The organism is Rhizobium sp. WSM409, assembly GCF_057653825.1.
Genome location: NZ_CM172794.1, coordinates 423,957 through 448,900, shown reverse-complemented (window position 1 = coordinate 448,900; position 24,944 = coordinate 423,957). Strand labels below are relative to the sequence as shown.

Annotated in this window: 20 protein-coding genes and 1 tRNA gene; 6 read left to right on the top strand and 15 right to left on the bottom strand. The window is 61.2% G+C overall.

What is annotated here, in order from left to right:
• Positions 1-7: 7 nt before the first annotated feature.
• From AC25BC_RS02190 to AC25BC_RS02175, 4 genes are all read right to left on the bottom strand, one after another.
• The gene (locus AC25BC_RS02190) at positions 8-1,012 is read right to left on the bottom strand and encodes an ABC transporter permease subunit (protein WP_003556668.1); all 1,005 of its coding nucleotides are present in this window, start codon (positions 1,010-1,012) and stop codon (positions 8-10) included.
• 86 nt (positions 1,013-1,098) lie between these two features.
• Positions 1,099-2,694, bottom strand: coding sequence for an ABC transporter substrate-binding protein (locus tag AC25BC_RS02185; protein WP_012756121.1), 1,596 nt, complete (start codon positions 2,692-2,694; stop codon positions 1,099-1,101).
• 338 nt (positions 2,695-3,032) lie between these two features.
• Positions 3,033-3,515, bottom strand: coding sequence for an iron-responsive transcriptional regulator RirA (gene rirA / locus AC25BC_RS02180; protein ID WP_113546481.1), 483 nt, complete (start codon positions 3,513-3,515; stop codon positions 3,033-3,035).
• 343 nt (positions 3,516-3,858) lie between these two features.
• Positions 3,859-5,355 carry a CoA-acylating methylmalonate-semialdehyde dehydrogenase gene (locus AC25BC_RS02175; protein ID WP_128439572.1) on the bottom strand — a complete coding sequence of 499 codons (1,497 nt, stop codon included), beginning with the start codon at positions 5,353-5,355 and terminating at the stop codon, positions 3,859-3,861.
• Between the two features lie 191 nt (positions 5,356-5,546).
• Between AC25BC_RS02175 and AC25BC_RS02170 the strand changes: the two genes are divergently transcribed.
• On the top strand, positions 5,547-5,861 hold the full coding sequence (locus tag AC25BC_RS02170) for a putative quinol monooxygenase (protein ID WP_128439573.1): 315 nt from the start codon (positions 5,547-5,549) through the stop codon (positions 5,859-5,861).
• On the top strand, positions 5,858-6,739 hold the full coding sequence (locus AC25BC_RS02165; RefSeq protein WP_003556661.1) for a LysR family transcriptional regulator: 882 nt from the start codon (positions 5,858-5,860) through the stop codon (positions 6,737-6,739). The genes AC25BC_RS02170 and AC25BC_RS02165 overlap by 4 nt, the downstream gene beginning before the upstream one ends.
• On the opposite strand, the gene AC25BC_RS02160 is transcribed toward AC25BC_RS02165, so the two are convergent.
• The 4 genes from AC25BC_RS02160 to AC25BC_RS02145 all read right to left on the bottom strand — a co-directional run bounded on the left by AC25BC_RS02160 (position 6,736) and on the right by AC25BC_RS02145 (position 8,153).
• Positions 6,736-6,903: a hypothetical protein gene (locus AC25BC_RS02160; protein WP_017990318.1), complete on the bottom strand. Its 168-nt coding sequence runs from the start codon at positions 6,901-6,903 to the stop codon at positions 6,736-6,738. The two genes, AC25BC_RS02165 and AC25BC_RS02160, sit on opposite strands and share 4 nt — an antisense overlap.
• 56 nt (positions 6,904-6,959) lie before the next feature.
• Positions 6,960-7,403 carry a DUF4174 domain-containing protein gene (locus AC25BC_RS02155; protein WP_128439574.1) on the bottom strand — a complete coding sequence of 148 codons (444 nt, stop codon included), beginning with the start codon at positions 7,401-7,403 and terminating at the stop codon, positions 6,960-6,962.
• Between the two features lie 93 nt (positions 7,404-7,496).
• Positions 7,497-7,573, bottom strand: a tRNA-His gene (locus tag AC25BC_RS02150).
• Positions 7,574-7,703: 130 nt separating this feature from the next.
• The gene (locus AC25BC_RS02145; RefSeq protein ID WP_003545621.1) at positions 7,704-8,153 is read right to left on the bottom strand and encodes a phasin; all 450 of its coding nucleotides are present in this window, start codon (positions 8,151-8,153) and stop codon (positions 7,704-7,706) included.
• 213 nt (positions 8,154-8,366) lie between these two features.
• Here AC25BC_RS02145 and AC25BC_RS02140 point away from each other — a divergent pair, with 213 nt between their 5' ends.
• The gene (locus tag AC25BC_RS02140) at positions 8,367-12,173 is read left to right on the top strand and encodes an ATP-binding protein (protein ID WP_128439575.1); all 3,807 of its coding nucleotides are present in this window, start codon (positions 8,367-8,369) and stop codon (positions 12,171-12,173) included.
• Between the two features lie 215 nt (positions 12,174-12,388).
• Here AC25BC_RS02140 and AC25BC_RS02135 read toward each other — a convergent pair whose 3' ends face one another.
• On the bottom strand, positions 12,389-14,341 hold the full coding sequence (locus AC25BC_RS02135) for an acetoacetate--CoA ligase (protein WP_128439576.1): 1,953 nt from the start codon (positions 14,339-14,341) through the stop codon (positions 12,389-12,391).
• 275 nt (positions 14,342-14,616) lie between these two features.
• Between AC25BC_RS02135 and AC25BC_RS02130 the strand changes: the two genes are divergently transcribed.
• On the top strand, positions 14,617-16,509 hold the full coding sequence (locus AC25BC_RS02130) for an AsmA family protein (RefSeq protein ID WP_128439577.1): 1,893 nt from the start codon (positions 14,617-14,619) through the stop codon (positions 16,507-16,509).
• Between the two features lie 89 nt (positions 16,510-16,598).
• Here AC25BC_RS02130 and AC25BC_RS02125 read toward each other — a convergent pair whose 3' ends face one another.
• The 5 genes from AC25BC_RS02125 to AC25BC_RS02105 all read right to left on the bottom strand — a co-directional run bounded on the left by AC25BC_RS02125 (position 16,599) and on the right by AC25BC_RS02105 (position 22,226).
• Positions 16,599-17,417 carry an ABC transporter permease gene (locus AC25BC_RS02125; protein ID WP_012756111.1) on the bottom strand — a complete coding sequence of 273 codons (819 nt, stop codon included), beginning with the start codon at positions 17,415-17,417 and terminating at the stop codon, positions 16,599-16,601.
• 3 nt (positions 17,418-17,420) lie between these two features.
• Positions 17,421-18,332: an ABC transporter permease subunit gene (locus tag AC25BC_RS02120; RefSeq protein WP_012756110.1), complete on the bottom strand. Its 912-nt coding sequence runs from the start codon at positions 18,330-18,332 to the stop codon at positions 17,421-17,423.
• Positions 18,333-18,336: 4 nt separating this feature from the next.
• Positions 18,337-19,479 (bottom strand): ABC transporter ATP-binding protein, encoded by a 1,143-nt coding sequence (locus AC25BC_RS02115; protein ID WP_012756109.1) that lies wholly within the window; start codon positions 19,477-19,479, stop codon positions 18,337-18,339.
• Positions 19,480-19,592: 113 nt separating this feature from the next.
• Positions 19,593-20,690 carry a polyamine ABC transporter substrate-binding protein gene (locus tag AC25BC_RS02110; RefSeq protein WP_062942504.1) on the bottom strand — a complete coding sequence of 366 codons (1,098 nt, stop codon included), beginning with the start codon at positions 20,688-20,690 and terminating at the stop codon, positions 19,593-19,595.
• A 126-nt stretch (positions 20,691-20,816) separates the two neighbouring features.
• Complete coding sequence (locus AC25BC_RS02105; RefSeq protein WP_113546489.1) at positions 20,817-22,226, bottom strand: helix-turn-helix domain-containing protein; 1,410 nt, start codon at positions 22,224-22,226, stop codon at positions 20,817-20,819.
• A 190-nt stretch (positions 22,227-22,416) separates the two neighbouring features.
• Here AC25BC_RS02105 and aceA point away from each other — a divergent pair, with 190 nt between their 5' ends.
• Together aceA and AC25BC_RS02095 are read left to right on the top strand one after the other, a co-directional pair.
• Positions 22,417-23,706 carry an isocitrate lyase gene (gene aceA, locus AC25BC_RS02100; protein ID WP_113546490.1) on the top strand — a complete coding sequence of 430 codons (1,290 nt, stop codon included), beginning with the start codon at positions 22,417-22,419 and terminating at the stop codon, positions 23,704-23,706.
• A gap of 21 nt (positions 23,707-23,727) precedes the next feature.
• Complete coding sequence (locus AC25BC_RS02095) at positions 23,728-23,964, top strand: SMc00767 family acetate metabolism repressor (protein WP_072639610.1); 237 nt, start codon at positions 23,728-23,730, stop codon at positions 23,962-23,964.
• A gap of 20 nt (positions 23,965-23,984) precedes the next feature.
• Here the strand turns inward: AC25BC_RS02095 and AC25BC_RS02090 are convergent, their stop codons facing one another.
• The gene (locus tag AC25BC_RS02090) at positions 23,985-24,854 is read right to left on the bottom strand and encodes a LysR family transcriptional regulator (protein ID WP_113546491.1); all 870 of its coding nucleotides are present in this window, start codon (positions 24,852-24,854) and stop codon (positions 23,985-23,987) included.
• Positions 24,855-24,944: the final 90 nt, after the last annotated feature.

The following is a 24,944-nucleotide window of genomic DNA, read 5'->3' as shown; positions in this document are numbered from 1 at the left end:
GCCGCTCCTAATGACGAATGCGCGGATTGATGAAGCCGTAGAGAACATCAACAATCAGGTTGACCAGCATGATGACGCCGGCGATCAGCAGAAGGCCGCCCTGGACCACGGCGTAATCGCGCTTGAAGACCGAATCGACCATCCATTTGCCGATGCCCGGCCAGGAGAAGATCGTCTCGGTGAGGATGGCGCCGGCAAGAAGAACGCCGATCTGCAGACCGATGGTGGTGATGACAGGGATCATTGCATTGCGCAGCGCATGCACGCCGACGACGCGCAGCGGCTTCAGGCCCTTCGAGCGCGCCGTGCGGACATAATCCTCACCCAGAACCTCGAGCATCGCCGAACGCGTCTGGCGGGCGATGACCGCAAGCGGGATGGTCGCCAGCACGATCGTCGGCAGAATGAGGTAGCTGACGGCCGAGGAAAACGCGCCCTTCTGGCCCGACAGCAGGCTGTCGACCAGCATGAATCCGGTGACCGGCTTGAAGAAATACATCAGCGAGATGCGGCCGGAAACGGGCGTCCAGCCGAGATAGCCGGAGAAGAAGATGATCAGCAGCAGCCCCCACCAGAAGATCGGCATGGAATATCCGATAAGGGCAATACCCATCACGCTTTGGTCGAACCACGTGCCTCGCTTGACGGCGGCAAAGATACCGGCGGGCACGCCAAGACAGACGGCGAGGATGATGGCACAGAGCGAGAGCTCCAGCGTTGCCGGAAACAGTGTCAGGAATTCTCCGAGAACGGGCCGCTTGGTAACGATCGAGGTGCCGAGATCGCCATGCAGGATTTTTCCGAGATAGTCGAAATACTGCACATACATCGGCCGGTCGAAACCGAGATCATGCATGATCTGGGCGTGCCGCTCCGGCGCCATGACGCGTTCCCCCGACAGGAGCATGACGGGATCGCCGGGAAGCATGCGGATGAACGAGAAGGCAATGAGGGAAACGCCGAGGAATGTCGGGATCAGCACCGCAAGGCGGCCGATAAAAAAACGCAACATGGCAGATGTCCAATAGTTTCCGGCGGTCAGGAGACCCTGACCGCCGGCTGCGCCCAGCTCTGCCGGGCATTCTTACATTATTCTTGTTATTCGGATACGTCGACGCCGTCGAAACGGTGAATGCCGAGCGGGTCCATCTGGAAGCCCGAGACCTTCTTGCTCATCGGAACGAAGACGAGCGAATGGTCGATGGTTGCCCAGGGAGCTTCCTTCTTGAAGATCAGCTGCGCCTGCTCATAGGCCTTGGTACGCTCGCCGACATCGGCCGTCAGCTTGGCCTTGGTCATCAGGTCGTCATATTCCTTGTTGCACCACTGAGCACGGTTGTTGCCGCCGACGGCATCGCAGCCGAGCAGCGTATCCATGAAGTTGTCCGGGTCGCCGTTGTCGCCGGTCCAGCCGAGGATGACAGCGCCGTCGCGCTTCACGTCGGAGGAGAGCTTCAGATATTCAGCCCATTCATGGGTGACGATCTCGACCTTGACACCGATCTTGGCGAAATCCGCCTGCATCAGTTCGGCGGCGCGGCGCGCGTTCAGCATGTAGGGACGCGATACCGGCATTGCCCAGATCTTCATGCTGAGATCCTTGACGCCAGCATCGGCAAGAGCCTTCTTGGCAGCGTCCGGATCATACTTATCGTCCTGAACGGCATCGTTATAGGACCACATCGTCGGCGGGATCGGGTTCTTGGCAACGGCCGCGGCACCCTGGAAGACGGCGTCGATGATCGCCTGCTTGTTGATCGCCATGTTGAGCGCGCGGCGAACTTCCGGCTTGTCGAACGGGGCCATCTGGGTGTTGTAGGCGAGGAAGCCGACATTGAGGCCGGCCTGTTCCAGAACGGTCAGATTTTCATCCTTCTTCAGTTCTGGCACGTCGGCTGCATTCGGATAGGGGATCAGGTGGCATTCGCCGGCCTTCAGCTTCTGGGCGCGCACGGCAGCGTCAGAGGTGATGGCGAAAACCAGATCGTCGATCTTTTCCTTGCCCTTGAAATAGGTTTCGTTCGCCTTGTAGCGGATGACGGCGTCCGGCTGGTAGGCGACGAAGGTGTACGGGCCGGTGCCGAGCGGCTGCTGGTTGAGCTGCGCCATCTTGCCATCGGCAGCAAGCTTGTCGGCATATTCCTTGGAGACGATCGAGGCGAAGTCCATGGCGAGGTCGGCGAGGAACGGCGCTTCGGGATGGTTGAGCGTGAACTTGACGGTGAGGTCATCGACCTTCTCGACTGACTTGATCAGCTCGGGAAAGCCCATGCCGGCAGCGTATTCGTAGGAGCCGCCCTCGACATACTTGTTCCACGGATTGTCGGATTTCAGCTGGCGCTCGAAGGAGAATACGACGTCGTCGGCGTTGAAATCGCGCGTCGGCGTGAAGAAGTCGGTGGTCTGGTACTTGACGCCAGGATGAAGCTTGAAGGTGTATTCCGTGCCGTCGGCCGAAACGCTCCAGCTGTCAGCCAGGCCCGGCTCGATCTCGGTGCCGCCATGCTTGAATTCGACGAGGCGGCTATAGACCGTGCGCGACGACGCGTCGAAGGTCGTGCCTGCCGTATAGAGGCTCGGGTCGAAGCCTTCCGGCGAGCCCTCGGAGCAATAAACAAGGGTCTTGGACCAGGCCGACGTCGCCATGACGGAAATCAAGGCCGTCGCTGCCAGCAGGACAGAGATCTTTTTCATAATATTGTTTCCCGGTTGTTCTTTTTTGATGTTTGGAGACCGTAGATTGGCATCTCGGTCGACGCTCGATGGAACGATATTTATTTACTGAAAGCAACGGGCTACGCAGAAAATTTTTCCACTTGGACAATTTTAGAAATTTTCCGTCAAAAATCAGCCTCATTCGGAAATTTTCGCACAAAAATGACCGAAATTTTGTCGCATTTGGTATAAAAACGCACCCATCGCGACATGCCGACGGCATTTCCCCGTATGCCGGAGACCAACCAGACGCTGCAAAAACAAAAACCGCGGTGGCCAGGGCAACCGCGGTTCAGAAGCAAATTATGATCTTGAATTCAGGCGGCGGGGGCAACGATCACGGGTTTGCGATAGGCCGGCTCGCCGGTGATTCCGAGAAGGAAATTGATCTGCGGACGCGCCTTGACGAGGTCATCGATGGAATATTCCGACAGCACCGCGAAGAAGGCATTGAGCGCCTTGCGCAGCGCCGAATTCAAACCACAGCTATCGACCAGCGGGCAGTCGACCTCACCGTCATCCTCGAAGCATTCGGCCATGGCGAAGCTGTCTTCCGTCACCCGAACGACGTCGAAAAGACTAATGTCGGCGGCCGGCTTGCCCAAGCGCACGCCGCCATTGCGACCGCGCACGGTTTCGACCAGACCCGCCTTGTTGAGCGGCTGAAGGATCTTGAAAAGAAAGAGCTCGGAAACGCCATAGGCCCTGGCGATTTCGGGAATCCGGCTCAAATGCCCGTCATTGGCAGCACAATACATCAACATGCGAACCGCATAGTTCGTCTGCTTCGTCAACCGCATGCCATTCTCCTGACTCGTCTGTTCAGACCTATATAGGCGGTTTGCTAGTTTTGAACAATTCCAAAATATGAAATTCGCATTCAGCTTATGAGGCCATTTGCCGCGACGTCAATCCCGCTCCAGGATCCCGACGTAATCGAGAATCGCCTGCTTGCGCTCCGGCGTGCCTTGCGCATCAGTTTGACCTCGGCACTGGAAAATCGGAGATGGCGAGCGGACCGCACCCTTGTCTCAGGACATCCCCGACGCCGGACCGATATCGCCGGCAACCAGCATGACGAGGAAAAATTCGGGAGCCAAAAGGCCCCCGAATTACAGATTTCAGATTGGAATGTCGTGACGATCACTTCATCGTCGGCATGACGAATTCCGCGCCGCTCTTGATGCCGGAAGGCCAGCGAGCGGTGACGGTCTTGGTCTTCGTCCAGAACTTGATCGAATCCGTGCCGTGCTGGTTGAGGTCGCCGAAGCTCGAGGCCTTCCAGCCGCCGAAGGAGTGGTAGGCGAGCGGAACCGGGATCGGAACGTTGATGCCGATCATGCCGATATTGATGCGCGAGGCAAAATCGCGGGCGGCATCGCCGTCGCGGGTGTAGATCGCAACGCCGTTGCCGTATTCGTGCTTCATCGGCAACGACAGCGCTTCCTCATAGTTGTTGGCGCGAACGACGGAGAGGACAGGTCCGAAGATTTCGGTCTTGTAGATATCCATCTCCGGCGTGACGTGATCGAACAGGCAGCCGCCGACGAAATAGCCGTCTTCATAGCCCTGGAGTTTGAAATCGCGGCCGTCGACGACGAGCTTGGCGCCTTCCTCGATGCCGCGGTCGATCAACCCACGAACACGGGTATAGGCTTCCTTGGTGACGAGCGGGCCCATGTCGGCCTTGTCGTCGGTATAGGGGCCGATGCGCAGGGATTCGATCTTCGGCGCCAGCTTCTCGACGAGGCGGTTGGCGGTTTCTTCGCCGACCGGAACGGCAACCGAGATCGCCATGCAGCGCTCGCCGGCCGAACCGTAGCCTGCGCCCATCAACGCGTTGACGGCCTGATCCAGGTCTGCATCCGGCATGATGATCATGTGGTTCTTGGCGCCGCCGAAGCACTGGGCGCGCTTGCCGTTCATCGCCGCGGTGCCATAGACGTAGCGGGCGATCGGCGTCGAGCCGACGAAGGAGACGGCGCCGATATCGGGATCGGTGAGGATCGCGTCGACAGCACCCTTGTCACCATTGACGACGTTGAGGATGCCGGCGGGCAGGCCGGCCTCGATCATCAGTTCACCGAGACGGATCGGCAGGGAGGGATCACGCTCGGAGGGCTTCAGGATGAAGGCGTTGCCGCAGGCGATCGCCGGCGCAAACATCCACATCGGGATCATGCCGGGGAAGTTGAAAGGCGTGATGCCGGCGCCGATGCCGACCGGCTGGCGGATCGAATACATGTCGATCGCCGGGCCTGCGCCCTCGGTGAATTCGCCCTTGGCGAGATGCGGGATGCCGCAAACGAATTCGCAGACTTCGAGGCCGCGGATAACGTCGCCCTTGGCATCCTCGATCGTCTTGCCGTGCTCCTTGGAGAGGATTTCGGCAAGCTCGTCCATGTGCTTGTTCAGGAGTTCGACGAATTTGAAGAAGACGCGGGCGCGGCGCTGCGGATTGGTGGCAGCCCATTTCGGCTGCGCAGCCTTGGCGTTTTCGACGGCGGCGCGCAGTTCCTCGACGCTTGCGAGTGCGACCGTCGCCTGCACTTCACCCGTCGCCGGATTGTAGACATTGCTCACGCGGCCGCTGGTGCCGGCAACATGTTTGCCGCCGATGAAATGACCGATCTCACGCATGGGTGTTCCTCCTGTTTTTCGATGACCGACAATCGCACTTCAATTTGCACAAATCAATGCGCTGCTGTAAGCAACTGTTGTGCGTAAATTATAGCCCTGTCGTTGCATCAGGCGCTGCGGCTGCTTCAAACTTGGCACCGCACGCCGACAAGTCAAACGCCGACAAGTCAAACCCTGGGGAGGTCAAACCGATGAGCCGGAAACCCGTCGTCAGAATGGCGGAGCTGGAGATCGATCCGGACACGCTTGAAACCTATCGCGCATTGCTCACGGAAGAGATCGACGCATCGATCGCGCTGGAAGACGGCGTCCTTTCCCTGAGCGCCGTTTCCATCAGGAACAACCCAAACCGGATCCGTATCCTTGAAGTCTACGCCGACCAGGAAGCATACGAGGCCCATCTGCGAACACCGCATTTCATCAAATACAAGAACCAGACGGCACACATGGTCACATCGCTGACGCTTATCGAGGTCGATCCGATCGCAATGCGTGCCAAGCCATGAACTGGGACGATGTTCGTATTTTCCTCGCCGTCGCCCGCACCGGGCAGATCCTTGCCGCTTCGAAGCGGCTGGGGCTCAATCACGCCACGCTCTCGCGTCGACTGACTTCGCTCGAAGAGGCGCTGAAGACGCGGCTTTTCATCCGCCGCACAAATGGCTGCGAACTGACGGCCGAAGGCGAAGTGTTCCTGGCATCCGCAGAGCGGATGGAAACGGAAATGCTCGCAGCACAGGCCAGCCTCGGCCACACCGATACGGCAATCGCCGGGACCGTGCGCGTCGGGGCGCCTGATGGGTTCGGCGTTTCCTTTCTTGCGCCCCGCATGGGCAGATTGATCGAGCGCCATCCGGAGCTGAAGATCCAGCTCGTACCGGTGCCGCGCTCTTTCTCGCTGTCGCTGCGCGAGGCGGATATCGCCATCACGCTGGAGCGGCCCGAACAAGGCCGGCTCGTCTCCTCCAAGCTGACGGATTACACGCTCGGCCTTTATGCCTCGCGGGATTATCTGGCGTCACAAGGAGCGCCCGCCGATGTCGACGCGCTCAAGGCGCATCGCCGCATCGGCTATGTCGAAGACCTGATCTTCACCGCGTCACTGAATTTTTCCGGCGCAGTCATGCGGAGCTGGGATGCGGGCTTCGAGATTTCGACGGCGATCGGACAGACGGAGGCGGTACGAACAGGTGCCGGCATCGGCATCCTGCACGATTATATCGCCAGGCAATATCCGGAACTCCAGCGCATTCTGCCGGAGGTTTCGATCCGGCGCGCCTACTGGACGACTTATCACGAAACGGCGCGCGACCTCATGCGCGTCAGGACCGTCGCCGATTTCGTGCAGGAACTCGTCAGCGCCGAGCGGCACATCTTTCTTTAAGTCTCGAAAGTGTGTTTTGCTGGTTCGTCGTTCTCGTCGGGATTGGGAACCGGCGCTTCGTCGGGCAGCCGGTCAGGCTCCGGTTCCTTGATCGGAGGCACCGGCTTCCAGCCGGGTCCGGGCATCGGCGGCTGGTCGGGAATGGGTTCGTTGGGCACGGACATGACCGCCTCCCTTTCATGATCTTGGTTCTGCTTCGTGATCTTGGTTCTGCGCGATATCAGGACGACTTGTCTGGCTTCAGCGATTCGGCAGCGCGCATCGGCATGCTGTCGATGATGGCGAAGAGCTCGCCATCGGTAATCGGCTCGCTGGCCTTGAGCTTGACGGTGCCGTCCTTGCCGAGAAGGAAAGCGGCGAATTCGCCGACCTCCGGTGCCTCGAGATCGCGGCGGATCGCTTCGCCGTCGAGTCGTTCGGCCGCACCGAAGAGCGGCCGAACACCGGCGCCGGAAATCTTCAGCACCACCAGGTCGCGATCATCGAGGGCCAAGCGGTTGGAGAGCAGCTGATTTTCCTGCCAGGCGGCGCGGGAATTATCCCTGTCGGCGAAAACAACGAAGACGCGGTTCTTCCACTGAAACTGGGCGAGACTTTCGACCGGCGCATAAGCGCTGTTGGTCTCGTCGATCTTCGTCGCACCGTAGAGAAGGGTTTTCGACATGCATATTCTCCCATTCACATGGAGAACGACGCGGTGCCGCATGGGTTCCATCAAAACGATAGGACCAGGTTTTCATTCTTGACGTGGGGGAGATGGTACGGTTGGGGGGTCTCGAACCTCCGACCTCAGGTGCCACAAACCTGCGCTCTAACCAACTGAGCTACAACCGCATAAATCGCGCTTGGCGCGACGGGGGTCACATACGAGGACTTGGAGATGAATTCAAGCCCCATTCCTCGTCAATATACAAAAAGGCTGGACGCGAGGTCCAGCCTTTTATCTCCGATCGGTAAGGACCGATCAGGCAACCTTGAAGGAAGCCATGGCCTTTTCGGCGGCGTCCTTGGAGGGCTTTGCGAGCTTCTCGGCCACCTGCTTGGTGGTTTCCTGGATCGACTTCGCCTGCTCGACGGTGAGTTCAGCCTGCTTGCGGATGAACGAGGTCTGCAGCTCGAAGAATTCGGCCGGGGACTTGACACCGAGCAGCGCTTCGAAGTGCGACAGCGAGTTCTCGGAATTGATGCGCAGGATGTCGATCGCCTTCAGGCCGATCTCGACGCTGCCGGCCTGTGCCGTCTGGACGGTGGCTTCGAGCGTCTTGCCGGCTTCCTCGCCAGCGGTCTTCAGCTTGGCATAGGCATCCTTCGACTGCTGAGCGCCCTTTTCGGCGAATTCACGGAAAGATTCCGTGAACTTGGACGGGTCGAAAGAAGCGATTGAAAAAACGTCGTCGGTCTTTATGGTAGCCATGGGTCGCATCCTTTGGGTTGAGGCAGCCGCTGCCTGCGTTTGTTGGATGATGCTTATATAAGACATTCTATTGTGCATTGCAACAATTATTGTGCAATGCACAAGACGTTAACCTTTCCGGCCGAAAACCCCCTCCTCTTCTGGACCGGCATGCGCCCCGCAGTTATTAATAAGCCGTTAATTTAAGAAGGCCGACAGCGACAAGGTTCGAACATGCCCGCAGTCCAATATCCGTTCATCGATATCGCCGTGCATGCACGGGTACGGGAACGCTTTTCACGCGGCGAGGCCATGGTGCTGTTTTCGGCCGATCTCGCCCGTCTGCTCTGGGCGAACGGTGCGGGTGCCGAGCTTTTCGGCCATTCGGCGGTCTATGATCTGCTCGATCAGGGGGTCGACCGCGCCGACATCACCTTCCGCCAGCTGGAAACCGCCGCGCGCCAGCTGACCGATATCGGCGACAGCCGCAGCCTGATGATCCGCGTCGCCAAGGGCTTTCAGCGTGCGCAGGTGCAGGCGGCCGCTGAACTGATCCGGCTTTCTCAGGGCGAACAGGCCATCCTGTTTTCAGTGCCGGTCTCGGCAAAACCACTCGCGGCCGGCGCATCGGCGGCCCAGATGCTGCAGGGGCTCGATGATCCCGACACGCATATGGCGGTGATCGGCGCCAATGGCGAGGTCATCGCCGCTTCGCCGGGCTTTGCCTCGCTCGGGATCTCCGAGCAGACGGCAAAGACCTTGATCAACCTTGCCGGCGCGCATCCCGACCGGCTGGTGAAGCGACCTGTCGCCACCGGCAGAGGCAATCTCCCGGCCGCGGTCGGCAAGCTCAGCGACGATCCGGCGCTCAATCTGCTCTTTGCTGTCGAGACCGCGGTCGGTCATCTTGACCCGGTCGATGCGCCCGCGCTCGCCCCGGTCGATGCGCCCGCACAGGAAGAAAGCGCGCCGCCGATGGAGGTGCTTCAGGACGAACCCGTCGCCGCTACAGGCTTCACCGAAATCATCGACGCGGTCTCGGGGATCGAAGAGGTCGAGGAGACGCTCGAGGAGATCACCGGCGAAAACGAGCAGCCGGCTGAGATAGCTGTGGCATCCGCAGACGAGGCGATTGACGGGATGGATCCTGCCGAGGACGCGGAGCCGAAGAGCGACGACGGCGTGACCGATAGCAGCGCGGATGAGCCCGCCGCGGTCATTGAGGACGATGTGACTTCCATTGCGGAGACGGCGGAACCGCCTGTTGAAGCCAGCGAAACGCCTATCGAAGACGCGCCGGAAGCAGTCCACGAAGAGACCGCTATCGCAACGCCTGTGGTCCCCGACGTGCCCCCTGCCCCTCAGCTTGAGGCTGAGCCGGGCTTCGTTTTCAGGCCAAATAGCCGCGCCACGCGCTTCGTTTGGAAGATCGACGCCGAAGGCCGATTCAACGAAGTCAGCCACGAATTTGCCGCGGCCGTCGGTCCGCATGCGTCCGACATCATCGGCTCTGCCTTCGGCGATGTCGCCGCCCTCTTCAATCTCGATCCTGACGGCAAGCTTTCCGAGGCGCTCGCCCGCCGTGACACATGGTCGGGCAAGACGATCCTCTGGCCGGTCGAAGGCACCAGCCTCGTTGTTCCGGTCGATCTGGCGGCGCTGCCGACCTATACCCGCAACCGCGACTTCGATGGCTTCCGCGGCTTCGGCGTCGTCCGGCTTTCCGACGCGCAGGAAGATCCGCTGGCGCTTGGCCTGACACTCGGCCCTGATGGTATCGGCCATGATGCAGCGAGCCTCGGCCCGCCCGCCGAGACCATTGCCGAGGTGGCGCACGAAGCGGAGACAGTGCTTGAAGAGCCCCTGATCGATCCCTCCCCGACGCAGGAGGTCGAGGATCAGGCGCTTACGGCAAGCGAACCGCAGACGGAACCAGAGCCGGAAGAGATCGCCACCGAGCAGGCGGCCGAGACACCTGCCCAGGAAATTGCTGCAGAAAAGGCGGAGGGCAGCGCCGATGCCGGCGACATTTCCGCCGCCGAGCCGGTCGCGGAACTTCCGCAAGAGCCGCCGGCGCTTCGGATTTCGGAAACGCCCAATCGCCGTTTCTCCGACAAGATCGTTCAGCTCCACAACACCGGTGCCGGACTGACGGCCGCCGAACAGGCCAATTTCCGCGAGATCGCCAAGCGCCTCGAAGCCTTCGGCGCCAACAAGGACGAGCCCGCCGTCCCGACGCCGATGGAACCCGCTGTCACCGAAACCTCCAGCTTCGAAGAGGCCTCCGGACCCGAAGCGTTCGAGACCGAAACACCCACTGCCGACCAGGCGGAGATACCGTCGCTTGAGGAGATCACGCCGCAGGAGGCGATCTTCGAGAATGCCGTCGAGGCGGAGCGCGAAGATGATGACGCCTCCGAAGAACCGGCTGTCATCGCCGAGGACGAGGCGACGGAAGGGCTGGAGGAGACGGCCAGCCAGATCGAGGTTCTCACCAGCTTCATCCCGCCGCGCATCAAGATGACGGACGGGCTTTCGGTGGGAACGGTCGACCAACTGCCTGTTGCCGTGCTCATCCATATCGGCGATGCGCTGATCCATGCCAATCCGGAATTCATGCGGTTGACGGGCTACGGTTCGCTCGACGCGTTGCGCGAAGTGGGCGGCATCGAAGCCCTGCTGCAGCGCCGCGAACTCGAGGAGAAGGCCGCAGGCTCCGGCACCATGATGCTCGTCAAGGCCGATGATACGCTGGCGCCGGTGACCGCGCGGCTGCAATCGGTGCGCTGGGAAGACGCCAACGCCCTGATGCTGGCGCTGATGCCGGTAGAAGGCAAGGAAGATGGCCGCGGGGAAGCAAGCCGCTCCGAGGGCCGTTCCGAAGCCCGCCCCGAGCGGATGGTCGAGAAGGTCGCTAAACTCCAGGTCGAAGTGGAAGAATTGCGATCGATCCTGGAAACGGCAACCGACGGTGTCGTCGTCATCGGCATCGAGGGCGATATCCGCTCGATGAACCGGTCGGCCAGCGCGCTTTTCAATTACGACGAACAGGAGACGCGCGGCAAACCCTTCGTCATGCTGTTTGCCCATGAGAGCCAGAAGGCAGTCATCGACTATCTGAACGGCCTCTCCGGCCATGGCGTGGCAAGCGTGTTGAACGACGGGCGCGAAGTGATCGGCCGCGAGGCCGCCGGTGGCTTCGTGCCGCTGTTCATGACGATGGGCCAGCTCACCTCCTCCAACGGCTATTGCGCCGTCATCCGCGATATCACCCAGTGGAAGCGCACCGAGGACGAGCTGCGCAACGCCAAGGGCGCTGCCGAAACCGCCAACGCCCACAAGACCGATTTCCTCGCCCGCGTCAGCCATGAGATCCGCACGCCGCTCAACGCCATCATCGGCTTTTCCGATATGATGGCCGGCGAGCGCTTCGGGCCGATCGGCCATCCGCGTTATATCGAATATGCCAACGACATCGGCCGCTCCGGCCGGCACGTCCTCGATATCGTTAACGACCTGCTCGACATCTCGAAGATCGAGGCGGGCGAGATGGATCTCGATTTTGCCGCCGTCGGCCTCAACGAGGCGGTTTCCGAAGCCGTGGCTCTGGTGCAGCCGCAGGCGAACGGCCAGCGCGTCATCATCCGCACGGCGCTGTCGCAGGCAGTACCTGAGGTCGTAGCGGATCTGCGCTCGATCAAGCAGATCGCGCTCAACATCCTGTCGAACGCCATCCGCTTCACCCCGTCAGGCGGGCAGATCGTCGTTTCGACGTCCTATGAGGCGAATGGCAGCGTTGTCCTCAGGGTCCGCGATACCGGCATCGGCATGACGCGCAGCGAACTCGACCAGGCGATGAAGCCGTTCCGGCAGGTCTCCTCGACCCAATCGCGTCATCGCGGCGACGGCACCGGGCTCGGCCTGCCGCTGACCAAGGCGATGGTCGATGCCAACCGGGCGACTTTCACGATCAATTCGGCGCCGAACGAGGGCACGCTCGTCGAGATCACCTTCCCGTCGCAGCGCGTGCTGGCCGGTTGATAAAGAAAAGGCAGCCAAGAGGCCGCCTTTGAATTTGGTGCTGTTCAACAAGAGCTCAGTCGATCAACGTCATGTTTCGGAGGCCGGAAGGCCCCGGACCGCATCGTTCATGTGCGGCCCCCAAGTTAGCTTCACCTTTGACAAACCTTTCTTAACGAAAGGTTTCCATGACAGGAGATTGATAAGGGGTGAAAGCTTGTAATGTGCGATTGCTGTCAATCCCTCAGTTCGCTTAGCCCGGCAAAGAGCCCCAGCGCCTCTGGATTGGCAAGCGCTTCCTGGTTCTTCACCGGTCGGCCGTGAACGACCTCGCGCACGGCAAGCTCGACAATCTTGCCGGACTTGGTGCGGGGGATATCGGCAACCGCGATGATCTTCGCCGGCACATGCCGCGGCGAGGCGCCGGTGCGGATGCGGCTCTTGATCGCCTTGACGAGATCCTCGGTCAGCGTCACATCAGGGGCAAGTCGGACGAAAAGGATGACGCGCACGTCGTCGTCCCAGTCCTGGCCGATGCACAGCGCCTCGGCCACCTCCTCCATCTGCTCCACCTGATTGTAGATCTCGGCCGTGCCGATGCGAACACCGCCAGGATTGAGCGTCGCATCCGAGCGGCCGTGGATGACCAGGCCGCCATGTTCCGTCCATTCGGCGAAATCGCCGTGGCACCAGACATTGTCGAACCGGTCGAAATAGGCGGCGCGATATTTGGCGCCATCGGGGTCGTTCCAGAACATCACCGGCATCGAGGGGAATGCCTTGGTGCAGACGAGCTCGCCCTTCTCCCCGCGCACCGGCTTGCCGTCATCGTTCCAGACATCGACCGCAAGGCCGAGCCCGGCCCCCTGGATCTCGCCGCGCCAGACTGGCTGCAGCGGATTACCGAGCACGAAGCAGGAGACGATGTCGGTGCCGCCTGATATCGAGGCGAGCTGTACATCTTCCTTGATGCCTTCGTAGACGAAGGTGAACCCTTCCGGCGACAGCGGCGAACCGGTGGAGGTCATCAGCCGCAGGCTGGAGAGATCGTGGCTGACGCGCGGCGTCAGCCCGCCCTTGCGCACCGCATCGATATATTTCGCCGAGGTGCCGAAGATGACGAATTTTTCGGCCTCGGCATAGTCGAACAGCACGTTGCCATCGGGGGCGAAGGGCGAGCCGTCGAACAGGCAGAGCGTCGCCCCGCTGGCAAGACCGCTGACCAGCCAGTTCCACATCATCCAGCCGCAAGTGGTGAAATAGAACAGCTTCTCGCCCGCCTGCAGGCCGCAATGCAGCCGCTGCTCCTTGAGGTGCTGCAGCAGCGTGCCGCCGGCCGAATGCACGATGCATTTCGGCACGCCTGTCGTGCCTGACGAAAAGAGGATGTAAAGCGGATGCGCGAAGGCAAGCCGCGTGAACTCCACCTCCCTTGCCTCATAGGGCGCGACAAAGGCCTCAAGCGTTAAAGCGCCCGGCGTCTTTCGCGCCACGGCCTCCGCATTGCCGGCGTAATGGACGATGACCGTGGGGATAGCCAAAGTCTTTGCGACCGTGGCGACCTTGGCGCCGACATCTTGAAGCTTGCCGGAATACCAATAGGCATCGCAGGCGATGAACAGCCTTGGCTCAATCTGGCCGAAGCGGTCGAGCACACCCTGCTCGCCGAAATCAGGCGAACACGACGACCAGATGGCGCCGATCGAGGCGGCGGCGAGCATGGCGGCGACGGTCTCCGGCATGTTTGGCATCATCGCGGCGACGCGGTCGCCCTTGCCGATGCCGCGTGCTACAAAGGCCTGCTGCAGCTTCGAGACCAGCGCGCGCAGCCGGTCCCACGACCAGCGGTCCTCGGCCTTGTCCTCGCCGCGGAAGATGATCGCATCGCCGTCACCGCGGCCAGACAGCAGGTTTTCGGCGAAGTTCAGCGTCGCATCGGGAAAGAAGCGGGCTTCCAGCATGCGGTCGCCATTGGCAAGCACCTCTGCGCCACGCTCCCCCTGCACGCCGCAAAAATCCCAGACGGCCGACCAGAAGTTCTCCCGCTCGGCCACCGACCATGCATGCAGATCCTCAAAGCCCGAAAGAGAGAGCCCGAAGTCGGCATTGCAGCGCTCCATGAAGGCATGGATCGGGCTTTTTGCAATGGCATCCTCCGAGGGCACCCAAAGTGGTCTGTTATCCTGCATTCAATCCTCCTCCCCAATGCCGTCCTTATATCATGCTGCATTGCATTATAAAGCGTGGAACCGACGCGATCCGACGCTTGGAGTATGATGTCGAAAAGTGTGAGCGGTTTTCGGACGACATCATGCTCCAACTATTTAATTGAAAGTGCTACAGCGTCCTTTGCGCGTCTGAAAAGAGACGCGGCGCTGTCGGGATTTGCATATGCCTGATATTTCCTATATCCGGCGAAATCAGCGCATAACGGGATGACCGGCTGAATTTGCCGGCGGAGATCATGAGCACGTCAAGACATCGCAGGTGGCGCAGGAAGATCGGACCCGTTTCGCGCTGGCTTCCGGCCTTCGCCCGCCTCTCGACGGTATTCCTGCTGATCGCGCTCGCGCTTTTCGTGGCGCTCAGGGTTGCCGCCCCCTATCTCATCTCGACCGGCTTCGTGCGCTCCGGCATCGAGGACGCGCTGTCGAAATGGACGGGCTACCATGCCGAGATCAAGGGCAGTCCGGTTCTCGAATTCTGGCCGACGCCGCGCATCACGCTGAACCAGATCACCGTTCGCCAACCGCGCGAAAGCGGCGACAAGCTGCTCGGCAGCATCGAAAGTCTGTCGGCTGATTTCAGCCTCATCGATGCGTTGAGAGGCCGGACGAGCTTCCACGAATTCCACCTGGTGCGCCCCAACCTGGCGCTGACGCGCGACGAAAAAGGGCTGATCGACTGGAGTTATGCCGGCCTGCTCGCACGCGCGATCAGCGGCGTACGCTCCGAAAACGGAGCCGAGGTGCTCGATCCCGATCTCGATGCCGAGATCGGCGCGGTGACCGTCGAGGACGGCACGCTTGTGGTCACCGACATCAAGTCCGCCAAGACCTATCATTTCGACAGCGTCACCGCAGATATCGCCTGGCCGAGACTATCCGGCGCAATCTCGTCGGTCGTCATCGCCCGCATCAACGGCCAGGACCTGAAAGTCGATTTCGCCTCGCGCCAGCCGCTGCTCGCCTTTGCCGGCAGGAATGCCGAGACACGGACGTCGCTCACATCAAACCTGTTGACGGCGCACTTCCAAGGCATTGCCAGCATCGCCAACCTTTCGGCCCTTTCCGGCAATGTCACAGCCACCATTCCCGATGTGCCGGCACTTCTGACATGGTCGGGCAAATCGATCCCCGGCATCGCAACGTTGAAGAGCGCCTCGCTGGAATCCGACATCATGTCGTCGGGTAATGGGCTGCGTTTCAACAATCTCAGCCTCTCGTTGAACGAAGCGAGCGCCACCGGGGTAATGGACCTTTTCACCCAACCCGGCAAACGACCGACAATCGGCGGCACGCTCGCCTTCGACCAGATGAACCTCAAGCCCTTCCTCGACGCCTTCGCGCTCCGCCTCGCGGCCGGCGAGGCGGAGGAAATTTCCGCCGGCATCAGCGGACCATTGCGGCTGCTCGATATCGACGTCAGGCTTTCGGCGCGGCGCGCGCAGATGGGTCTCTTCGAGCTTTCCGACGTTGGCGCCAGCGTGATCGTTGCCGGCGGCGAAGCGAAATTCGATATTGGCGACAGCCAGTTCGAAGGCGGTGAAATGACCGCGCATCTGGAAGCGACGCAGCGCGACTTCGACGGCGGCGGCAAGCTGCGGCTGTCGATCCGCGATGCCGACTTCGCGGCCCTTGCAGAACGCCTGCAGTTGAAAGGTCCGCTGCCGCTTGCGACAGGATCGATCGATCTCGACCTGCAGTCGCCCAAGGCGATCTGGACGACCGGCCTTGCCGACGTCACCGGCAAGCTGCACTTCTGGACCGGGGAAGGCACGATTCCCGGCATCGATGCCACGGCACTTCGGACGCAGGCAGCCGAAAAGCCGTTCTTTCCGCTGAGCGCGGCAGCAGGCGGCGCCTTCGCCTTCAGCCAGTTGAACCTACAGGCCGATTTCGCCAACGGCTCCGCCGAGATCCATGACGCCCATATCGCCGGACCCACACAGACACTGACGCTTTCCGGCATCATCACCTATCATTCGAACGGGCTGGCACTTTCCGGATCACTGGATGCAACCGATCCGGCCAAGGCGGCGGAGCTGCCGCTTCTGCCGTTCTTCATCGGCGGCTCATGGCCGAACCCGGTGATCTCGCCGGTTCCGCTATTCGGCAATACACCCCACGCGCAGTGAAGCATGTCGCGCAAAACTGTGCAGCGGTTTCGCGATAACGACATGCGCAAAATAGAGACATAGAGCGCGAGGAGCACGCGCTTTAGACCTCATGCACCGGCCGCAGCGGCGCGCTCGTCCCTCTGTCGCTGCGTTTCGCGGCGCTTGGTGATGATCGAGGCGCAGATGACGCCGAGGGCGACGATGCCGATCAGGATCGTGCACACCGCATTGATCTCGGGCGTTACGCCGAGGCGGACCTGGCTGTAGATCCTCATCGGCAGCGTGGTGGCGCCAGGCCCCGACGTGAAGCTTGCAATCACCAGATCGTCGAGCGACAGGGTGAAGGCCAGGATCCAGCCGGAGGCGACAGCGGGCGCGATGATCGGCAGGGTGATCTCGAAGAAAGTCCGCACCGGCGGCGCGCCGAGATCCTGAGCCGCTTCCTCGATCGAATGATCGAAACTCAGCAGGCGCGACTGGACGACGACGGCGACGAAGCACATGGTCAACGTCGTATGCGCGAGCGTGATCGTCCAGAAGCCGCGGTCGAGACCGATCGCGACGAAGAGCAGCAGCAATGACAGGCCGGTGATGACCTCCGGCATGACGAGGGGCGCATAGACCATGCCCGAAAACAGCATGCGTCCGCGAAAGCGCGTGTAGCGCACCAATGTCAGCGCCGCCATCGTGCCGAGGATGGTTGCAAACGTTGCCGACAGCAGTCCGACGCGCAGCGTCACCCACGCAGCGTCGAGCAAGGCCTGATTGCTCATCAACGAGACATACCATTTCGTCGAGAAGCCGCCCCAGACGGTCACGAGTTTGGATTCGTTGAAGGAGAAAATGACGAGAAGCACGATCGGCAGATAGAGGAAAGCGAAGCCGAGCGTGACGGAGACGATGTTGAAACGGGTCCATTTCAGCATGGTTTATTTCCCCCGCTCTTCGGCCTTGGCCTGGACATTCTGGAAGAAGACGATCGGGATGACCAGGATCAGCAACAGGATGGTCGCCACCGCCGAGGAGACCGGCCAGTCGCGATTGGAATTGAACTCGTTCCACAGTGTCTTGCCGATCATCAGCGTCTGCGACCCGCCGAGCAGATCGGGAATGACGAATTCACCGACGGCCGGGATGAAGACCAGCATGCAGCCGGCCACCACGCCGGGGATAGACAGCGGGAAGGTGATGCGCCAGAAGGCTGTGATCGGCGGGCAGCCGAGATCCTGCGCAGCCTCGATCAACGTGCCGTCCATCTTCTCGAGCGCCGAATAAAGCGGCAGCACCATGAAGGGCAGATAGGAATAGACGATGCCGATATAGACGGCGGTATTGGTGTTCAAGATGATCAGCGGTGTATCGATCAGGTGCAGCGACAGCAGCAGCTGGTTGAACAGGCCCTCCGGCTTGAGGATGGCGATCCAGGCGTAGACGCGGATCAGGAAGCTCGTCCAGAAGGGCAGGATGACGAGCATCACCAGCGTCGGCCGCAGGCCACGTGGCGCCTGCGCCATGCCGTAGGCGATCGGATAGGCGATCAGCAGCGTCAGGAAGGTGGAGATCCCGGCGATCACCACGCTCGACACATAGGCGTTGAAATAGAGCGGGTCGTCGGTGAGGTAGGTGTAATTGTCGAAGGAGAATTCGCCGATCTTGCTTAAGAGTCCGGCCCAGCCGTCGGCGAAGGAGAAGACAGGCTCATAGGGCGGCATGGCGATCGCCGTCGTCGACAGCGAAATGCGGAAGACGATGAAGAAAGGCGCCAGGAAGAAAAGCAGTAGCCAGGCGTAAGGGATGACGATGACGAGGCGATTGTAGAGGCCGGAAGTGAACTTGCCCATGATGTCAATCCTTCAGCAGGACGCCGGCATTCTCGTCGAAGGAGACCCAGACTTCCTGATCGTAGGTGAAGGGGTCGTCGACGGAGCGCTGCGCGTTGAGGGAGGATGCCTTGACGACGTTGCCGCTCTGCAATTTCACATGGAAGACGGTCATGTCGCCGAGATAGGCGATGTCCCAGAGTTCGCCCCTCGCAGCGTTGACCGACGCGTTGGCGGGAGGCGTGCGCCCGACCCGCATCTTTTCCGGCCGGATGGCAAAGCCGACTGCGCTGCCTGCCGAGGGAGTCTCGGCGGCGGCGACACGCACGCTGAAGCCGCTGTCGACTGATATCTCGACGGTGCCGTTGCCCGATGAGGCGACCTTGCCGTCGAAGATGTTCACGTCGCCGATGAAATCCGCGACGAAACGGCAATTCGGCGCCTCGTAGATCTCGGCCGGCGTCGCCACCTGCACGACCTTGCCGTGGCTCATGACGGCGATACGGTCGGCCATGGTCATCGCCTCTTCCTGATCGTGGGTGACGACGACGAAGGTGAGGCCGAGATTCTGCTGCAGGTCCATCAGCTCGAACTGGGTTTCCTCACGCAGCTTCTTGTCGAGCGCGCCGAGCGGTTCGTCGAGCAGCAGCACCTTGGGGCGCTTGGCGAGCGAGCGGGCCAGCGCGACGCGCTGGCGCTGGCCGCCGGAAAGCTGGTTCGGCTTGCGGGATGCAAATTGCTCCAGCTTGACGAGCTTCAACATCTGCAAGACGCGGTCGGTCATCTCGTCCTTCGCCATGCCGTCCTGTCTCAGGCCGAAGGCAATGTTCTTCTCCACCGTCATGTGCGGGAAAAGCGCATAGGACTGGAACATCATGTTGACGGGGCGCCTATAGGGCGGCGTGCCGGCCATGTCGGTGCCGTCGAGCACGATTTCGCCCGAGGTCGGCTGCTCGAAGCCGGCGAGCATGCGCAGAAGCGTCGACTTGCCGCAGCCCGAAGCGCCGAGCAGCGCGAAGAACTCACGGTGATAGATGTCGAGCGACAGGTTGTCGACGGCGGTGAAATCGCCAAAACGCTTGGTGACATTCTTGATCGATATGAAGGGCTTGGCGGACGGATCGGTCCAAGGTGCGAAAGAGCGGCGAATATTGCCTAAAGACTTCATATTGTTCCCCGAAAATACATTATTTTCTTTTGTTCTCGGCTTTTGTTCCCGGCTTCACCCGACTGGAATCGTCAAAAAAAGGCCCGGACGTTTCCGTCCGGGCCACGATCAGATCATTGGCCGGTGACCACGGTGGTCCATAGCCGCGTCACGAGCCGCTGCGCCTTCGGATCGAGCGGCGGAACGGTGAAGAGTTTCGCCATGACTTCGGGCGTTGGGTAGATCGCCGTGTCGTCGAGGACTTCCTTGTCGAGGAACTGCTGCGACGCCTTGTTGCCGTTGGCATAGAAGACGACGTTGGATGCCTTGGCGACGACTTCGGGCTTCATCATGTAGTTGATGAATTCATGGGCTTCGGCGACATGCGGCGCATCCTTCGGAATGCCGAAGACGTCAAAGAAGATCTGGGCGCCCTGCGACGGGACCGAATAATCGACCTTCACGCCGGCATTGGCTTCCTTAGCACGGTCACGGGCCTGGAACATATCGCCGGAATAACCGAGCGCGATGCAGATATCGCCGTTCGCCAGCGCGCTGATATATTCGGACGAATGGAACTTGCGGACGAAGGGACGAACGGCCGTGAGGACCGCCTGCGCCTTCTTGAGGTCGGCAGCGTCGGTACTGTTCGGATTGAGCCCGAGATAGGCGAGCACCGAGGGCACCACGTCGGTGGGGGAATCCAGCATGTAGATGCCGCAATCCTTGAGCTTTGCTGCTTTCGCCGGGTCGAACAGCGCGTCCCAATTGGGCTTTTCGTCGGTTCCGAGGGCAGCCTTGACCTTGTCGACATTGTAGCCGATGCCCGTCGTGCCCCACATGTAGTCGACGCTGTATTCGTTACCGGGGTCGAAGGACGCCACGCCCTTCATGATGACGTCCCACATGTTGACCAGGTTCGGCAGCTTCGACTTGTCGAGCTTCTGGTAGACGCCGGCGGCGATCTGGCGCTTCATGAAGGATACCGTGGGGACGACCACGTCGTACCCCGAACCACCAGCCAAGAGCTTGGTTTCCAGCGTCTCGTTGGAATCAAAAGTGTCGTAGACGACCTTGATGCCGGTTTCCTTGGTGAAATCCTCGAGGATGGAACTGTCGATATAATCCGACCAGTTGTAGACGTTGACCACGCGCTCCTGCGCAAGGGCCGGCGCGGCAGCAAGGAGTGCGGTAACGGCGGCGGCCGTCACGCATAGGATGGTTGACCTCATGACTTCTCCTGTTTGTTCAAAGATTCCGCACCCCCGGACATCTTTTCCCTCTGGTTTTCCATGCAGACTAGGAAGGAATTTCACAGCCCACAAGCGCAAAATCCTGCGCCCTCAATGATTTCACAATCACTGGAAATCGAAGGCGCTGAGGCCTGCCACCATCTCGTCGAGCCCAAGCGGTCTCGTCACCGGCGGCTCGGCCCGGGAAAGGCAGCCGCGCCGCTCGCAAAGGCGACAGGCCGGACCGACCGCGACCGGCTCGAGCGCCATCGCCTGCCCATAGACCACGCCCTCGCCAAGGGCAGCGTCGCAGCCGATCAGGATCGCCGTGCGCCTGATCCTTTCGCCGAATTCGACGCTCGGTCCCTCCAGGGTGCGGGCGACCGTCAGGAAGGATGCCCCGTCAGGCATGACGACCGTTTCGGCGAGGATCTGGCCCGGCTGCAGGAAGGCGGCATGGAGATTGAGCTTCGGACAGCTGCCGCCGAAACGGGCCTGCGGAAAACCCTGGGCGCCTGCCCTGCGCAGCCGGTGGCCCGCGGCATCGATCTCGATCAGGAAGAAGGGAATGGCGGCCGCTCCGGGGCGCTGCAGCATCGCAAGACGTGCAGCCGCCTGGCCGAAGGAGACACCGAAGCGTGCACGCAGAATATCGATATCGTAACGCGTCGCCTTCGCTGCCGAGAGAAAGGCCTCGTAGGGCATTGCAAGCGCCAGCGCGGCGATGCGGGCAAGCTCGAAGCGGGCGATGCGGCGCGCCTCGGCGGAGGAGAGCGAGAGATCGTCGAGCTCGGCATCGATTGCCGGCAGCAGGGCCAGAGTCGCAGCCTCGACTGATATCTCATGCGCCCGGTCGGCCTGCGACAGGCGCTCCGAGATGAAAAGCCGCATCGAATGGCGATCGAAACGGCGGCGCAGATCCGGCATGACATGGACGGGCAAGACACGCACCGCGATGCCGCGCTCGGAGCGCAGCCAATCTTTCAGTCCGGCGGCAAGATCGAGGCCGCCGGGAAGCGTTGCGGCAAAGGCTTCCGCCGCCGTCTCGATCCGCGCGAAATAGCCGGACCGGCGCTCCAGCATCTCGCGCACCTCGTCCAGCGGCAAGCGGCCGGCGGCGACCGGCGCATGCCCTTCGGCGACCATCAGCGCCGTCAGATCGGAGAGCCTCGCCGCCTGCTCGCGATAGGCGCGGTAGAGCTTGATCATGCCGCTTGCGGCATTGGGTGCGGCCTCGGCCACCTCCACCAGTTCCTGGTCACCCGGCAGCTCGCCCGATAGCAGCGGATCTGCAAAGACCTCCTTGAGTTGGCCGAGACTGCCGCCGGTCTGTCCGCGCAACTCCTCAAGATCGACCCTGTAGACGCTTGCAAGCTTGAGAAGCAGCTGCACCGTCAGCGGCCGCTGGTTGCGCTCGATCAGGTTCAGGTAGGACGGCGATATTTCCAGCGCCTCGGCCATGGCGGTCTGGGTCAGCGCCAGCGCATTGCGGATGCGCCTGACTTTCGGGCCTGCGAATATCTTTCGTTCCGCCATGTCACACCCTTTGACAGGCAAGGAGCGCCATATTTACAAAATTTTACAAATTCACAGCGCCGCTCTGTCAATCCTCGTCATCTTAACCTCTTTCCGAGCAAGAAATCAAAGGTTTTTCTGGTCATATCGGCTCATATTGTCAATCTTGTCACGCAGCCACCCAGTGGCGGAGTTTAGCCAGGAGAGCAGCATGACGGATTTTTACAAGCTTGTCCCAAACGCTTCGGTTGATCGTTTCGACGGCATCGAAAGACCCTACTCCGCCGATGACGTACAGCGGCTCAGGGGCTCGGTGGCGCTCAGCCACACGCTGGCCGAAATGGGCGCGGACCGGTTGTGGCGGCTTCTGCATCAGGACGATTTCGTCAATGCGCTCGGCGCACTTTCCGGCAACCAGGCCATGCAGATGGTGCGCGCCGGGTTGAAGGCGATCTATCTCTCCGGCTGGCAGGTGGCGGCCGACGCCAATACGGCATCGGCGATGTATCCCGACCAGTCTCTCTATCCGGCCAATGCCGGTCCGGAACTGGCCAAACGCATCAACCGCACGCTGCAGCGCGCCGACCAGATCGAGACCGCGGAAGCCCAGGGACTTTCCGTCGAGACCTGGTTCGCGCCAATCGTTGCCGATGCCGAAGCAGGTTTCGGCGGACCGCTCAACGCCTTCGAAATCATGAAGGCCTATATCGAGGCGGGTGCCGCGGGCGTTCACTTCGAGGACCAACTCGCTTCGGAGAAGAAATGCGGCCATCTCGGCGGCAAAGTGCTGATCCCGACGGCCGCCCATATCCGCAATCTCGATGCCGCGCGGCTTGCCGCCGACGTCATGGGCGTTGCGACGCTCGTCATCGCCCGCACCGACGCGGAAGCGGCAAAGCTCTTGACGTCGGACATCGACGAACGCGACCAACCCTTCGTCGACTATGATGCCGGCCGTACGGTCGAAGGTTTCTATCAGGTGCGAAACGGCATCGAGCCCTGTATCGCGCGCGCCGTCGCCTATGCGCCGCATTGCGATCTCATCTGGTGCGAGACCTCGAAGCCGGACCTCGATCAGGCGCGGCGCTTTGCCGAAGGCGTGCACAAGGTCCATCCCGGCAAGCTGCTCGCTTATAATTGCTCGCCTTCCTTCAACTGGAAGAAGAATCTCGACGAGGCGACGATCGCACGGTTCCAGCGCGAACTCGGAGCGATGGGCTACAAATTCCAGTTCATCACGCTCGCCGGCTTCCACCAGCTGAACTACGGCATGTACGAGCTGGCGCGCGGCTATCGGCAGCGGCAGATGTCGGCCTATTCCGAGCTGCAGCAGGCGGAATTCGCCGCCGAAGTTAACGGCTATACCGCCACCAAACATCAGCGCGAGGTCGGCACCGGCTATTTCGACGCCGTGTCGCTCGCCATCACCGGCGGCCGGTCTTCGACCACGGCGATGCACGGCTCGACCGAACATGCCCAGTTCAAACCGGCTGCGGAATAACTCGAAGAGGAGGAGAAGATCATGGCATCCATCACACGCGTCAGGGAACGGGCCGAGGAGCAGGCGACAAGCATGAGCGAGGATCAGCAGACGACGATCCGCATGCTCGCCAATGACCTGCATCGGCTGAACCAATCGGTCATGAAAGCCGTCGAGGCTGGCGTCTCGGTCGAACTGGTGCGCTCGGCCCGTCATCACGGCGGCGACGGCAACTGGGGCGACCTGCTGATTCCGGTCGTCGTCACGAACCGGCATTGACGAAAGCCGGCCGCGGCGCTCTAGCCGCGGCTCGGTCGTTTTCCGGCGAAGAGATCGGCATAACTTTTGATGAGTTTGGTCATGCGGTCGGCGACGGTCCGGATCTCCGGGCGGTGGCGGTCCTCGGCATTCATGACGATCCATTGCCGGTGGCGCAATTCCGGCAACTCGCCACCCTGCCGCTGCAATTCGGGATGGAGATCGCCGACGAAACAGGGAAGCACGGTCTTGCCGGCGCCGGCGCGCACCAGATCCGGCAGCGAACGCGGCCGATTGACGGTGGCGACGATCCCTGTTGCGGCATGGGCGTGCGGCCAGCGCAGATAGGCCGATATCGCCTCTTCCTCGGCAACGGCAATCCAGCGCTCGTCGGTCTCGGCGGCGTTGCGTCTGATATAGACGGCATAGGCCACCTCCCCGAGCAGACGTGCGGCAAGATTGGCCTCCTCAGGCTCGAAGGCGCGAATACCGATATCGCTTTCACGATAGGCAAGGCTTGCCCGCGCCTCGCCAATGGTGAGCGAAATGGCGAAGGCATCGCCCGGCATGCGGATTGCGGCGAAATTCTCGGTCAGCAGCCAGGCGAGCCAGGTGCCGGCGGCGACCCTGACGGTCGTGCCGCCCTCGCCGGATTGCCGCCACGCCGCCACCTTGCGGGCGGCCGCCTCCATCTCCTGCAGGTGATCGAGCAGGGCCTGGCCATCCTGGGTCAGACGGTATCCGGTCTGGCTGCGCGAAAACAATGCGCGGCCGATTTCCTGCTCGAGATCGAGCATGCGTCGGCCGACGGTCGCAGGACTGAGCCCGCTTGCGGTGCTTGCCCCCGTTAGCCCGCCTAGCCGGGCCACCTGCAGGAAAAGCTGATAGGAATCCCAACTCGCGTTTTTCATCAATGAAAAACATAGCGGGATTTTTCCCGTTTATAAAGAGAAATTCGACGCCTAGATCAGGTGATGTCTTATACAGGAAAGGAGATCGTT

Bases quoted from the DNA above. Each gene is read 5' to 3' on its own strand.
- AC25BC_RS02190 (WP_003556668.1), bottom strand. From the start codon at position 1,012: ATGTTGCGTTTTTTTATCGGCCGCCTTGCGGTGCTGATCCCGACATTC.
- AC25BC_RS02185 (WP_012756121.1), bottom strand. From the start codon at position 2,694: ATGAAAAAGATCTCTGTCCTGCTGGCAGCGACGGCCTTGATTTCCGTC.
- rirA (WP_113546481.1), bottom strand. From the start codon at position 3,515: ATGCGGTTGACGAAGCAGACGAACTATGCGGTTCGCATGTTGATGTAT.
- AC25BC_RS02175 (WP_128439572.1), bottom strand. From the start codon at position 5,355: ATGCGTGAGATCGGTCATTTCATCGGCGGCAAACATGTTGCCGGCACC.
- AC25BC_RS02170 (WP_128439573.1), top strand. From the start codon at position 5,547: ATGAGCCGGAAACCCGTCGTCAGAATGGCGGAGCTGGAGATCGATCCG.
- AC25BC_RS02165 (WP_003556661.1), top strand. From the start codon at position 5,858: ATGAACTGGGACGATGTTCGTATTTTCCTCGCCGTCGCCCGCACCGGG.
- AC25BC_RS02160 (WP_017990318.1), bottom strand. From the start codon at position 6,903: ATGTCCGTGCCCAACGAACCCATTCCCGACCAGCCGCCGATGCCCGGA.
- AC25BC_RS02155 (WP_128439574.1), bottom strand. From the start codon at position 7,403: ATGTCGAAAACCCTTCTCTACGGTGCGACGAAGATCGACGAGACCAAC.
- AC25BC_RS02145 (WP_003545621.1), bottom strand. From the start codon at position 8,153: ATGGCTACCATAAAGACCGACGACGTTTTTTCAATCGCTTCTTTCGAC.
- AC25BC_RS02140 (WP_128439575.1), top strand. From the start codon at position 8,367: ATGCCCGCAGTCCAATATCCGTTCATCGATATCGCCGTGCATGCACGG.
- AC25BC_RS02135 (WP_128439576.1), bottom strand. From the start codon at position 14,341: ATGCAGGATAACAGACCACTTTGGGTGCCCTCGGAGGATGCCATTGCA.
- AC25BC_RS02130 (WP_128439577.1), top strand. From the start codon at position 14,617: ATGAGCACGTCAAGACATCGCAGGTGGCGCAGGAAGATCGGACCCGTT.
- AC25BC_RS02125 (WP_012756111.1), bottom strand. From the start codon at position 17,417: ATGCTGAAATGGACCCGTTTCAACATCGTCTCCGTCACGCTCGGCTTC.
- AC25BC_RS02120 (WP_012756110.1), bottom strand. From the start codon at position 18,332: ATGGGCAAGTTCACTTCCGGCCTCTACAATCGCCTCGTCATCGTCATC.
- AC25BC_RS02115 (WP_012756109.1), bottom strand. From the start codon at position 19,479: ATGAAGTCTTTAGGCAATATTCGCCGCTCTTTCGCACCTTGGACCGAT.
- AC25BC_RS02110 (WP_062942504.1), bottom strand. From the start codon at position 20,690: ATGAGGTCAACCATCCTATGCGTGACGGCCGCCGCCGTTACCGCACTC.
- AC25BC_RS02105 (WP_113546489.1), bottom strand. From the start codon at position 22,226: ATGGCGGAACGAAAGATATTCGCAGGCCCGAAAGTCAGGCGCATCCGC.
- aceA (WP_113546490.1), top strand. From the start codon at position 22,417: ATGACGGATTTTTACAAGCTTGTCCCAAACGCTTCGGTTGATCGTTTC.
- AC25BC_RS02095 (WP_072639610.1), top strand. From the start codon at position 23,728: ATGGCATCCATCACACGCGTCAGGGAACGGGCCGAGGAGCAGGCGACA.
- AC25BC_RS02090 (WP_113546491.1), bottom strand. From the start codon at position 24,854: ATGAAAAACGCGAGTTGGGATTCCTATCAGCTTTTCCTGCAGGTGGCC.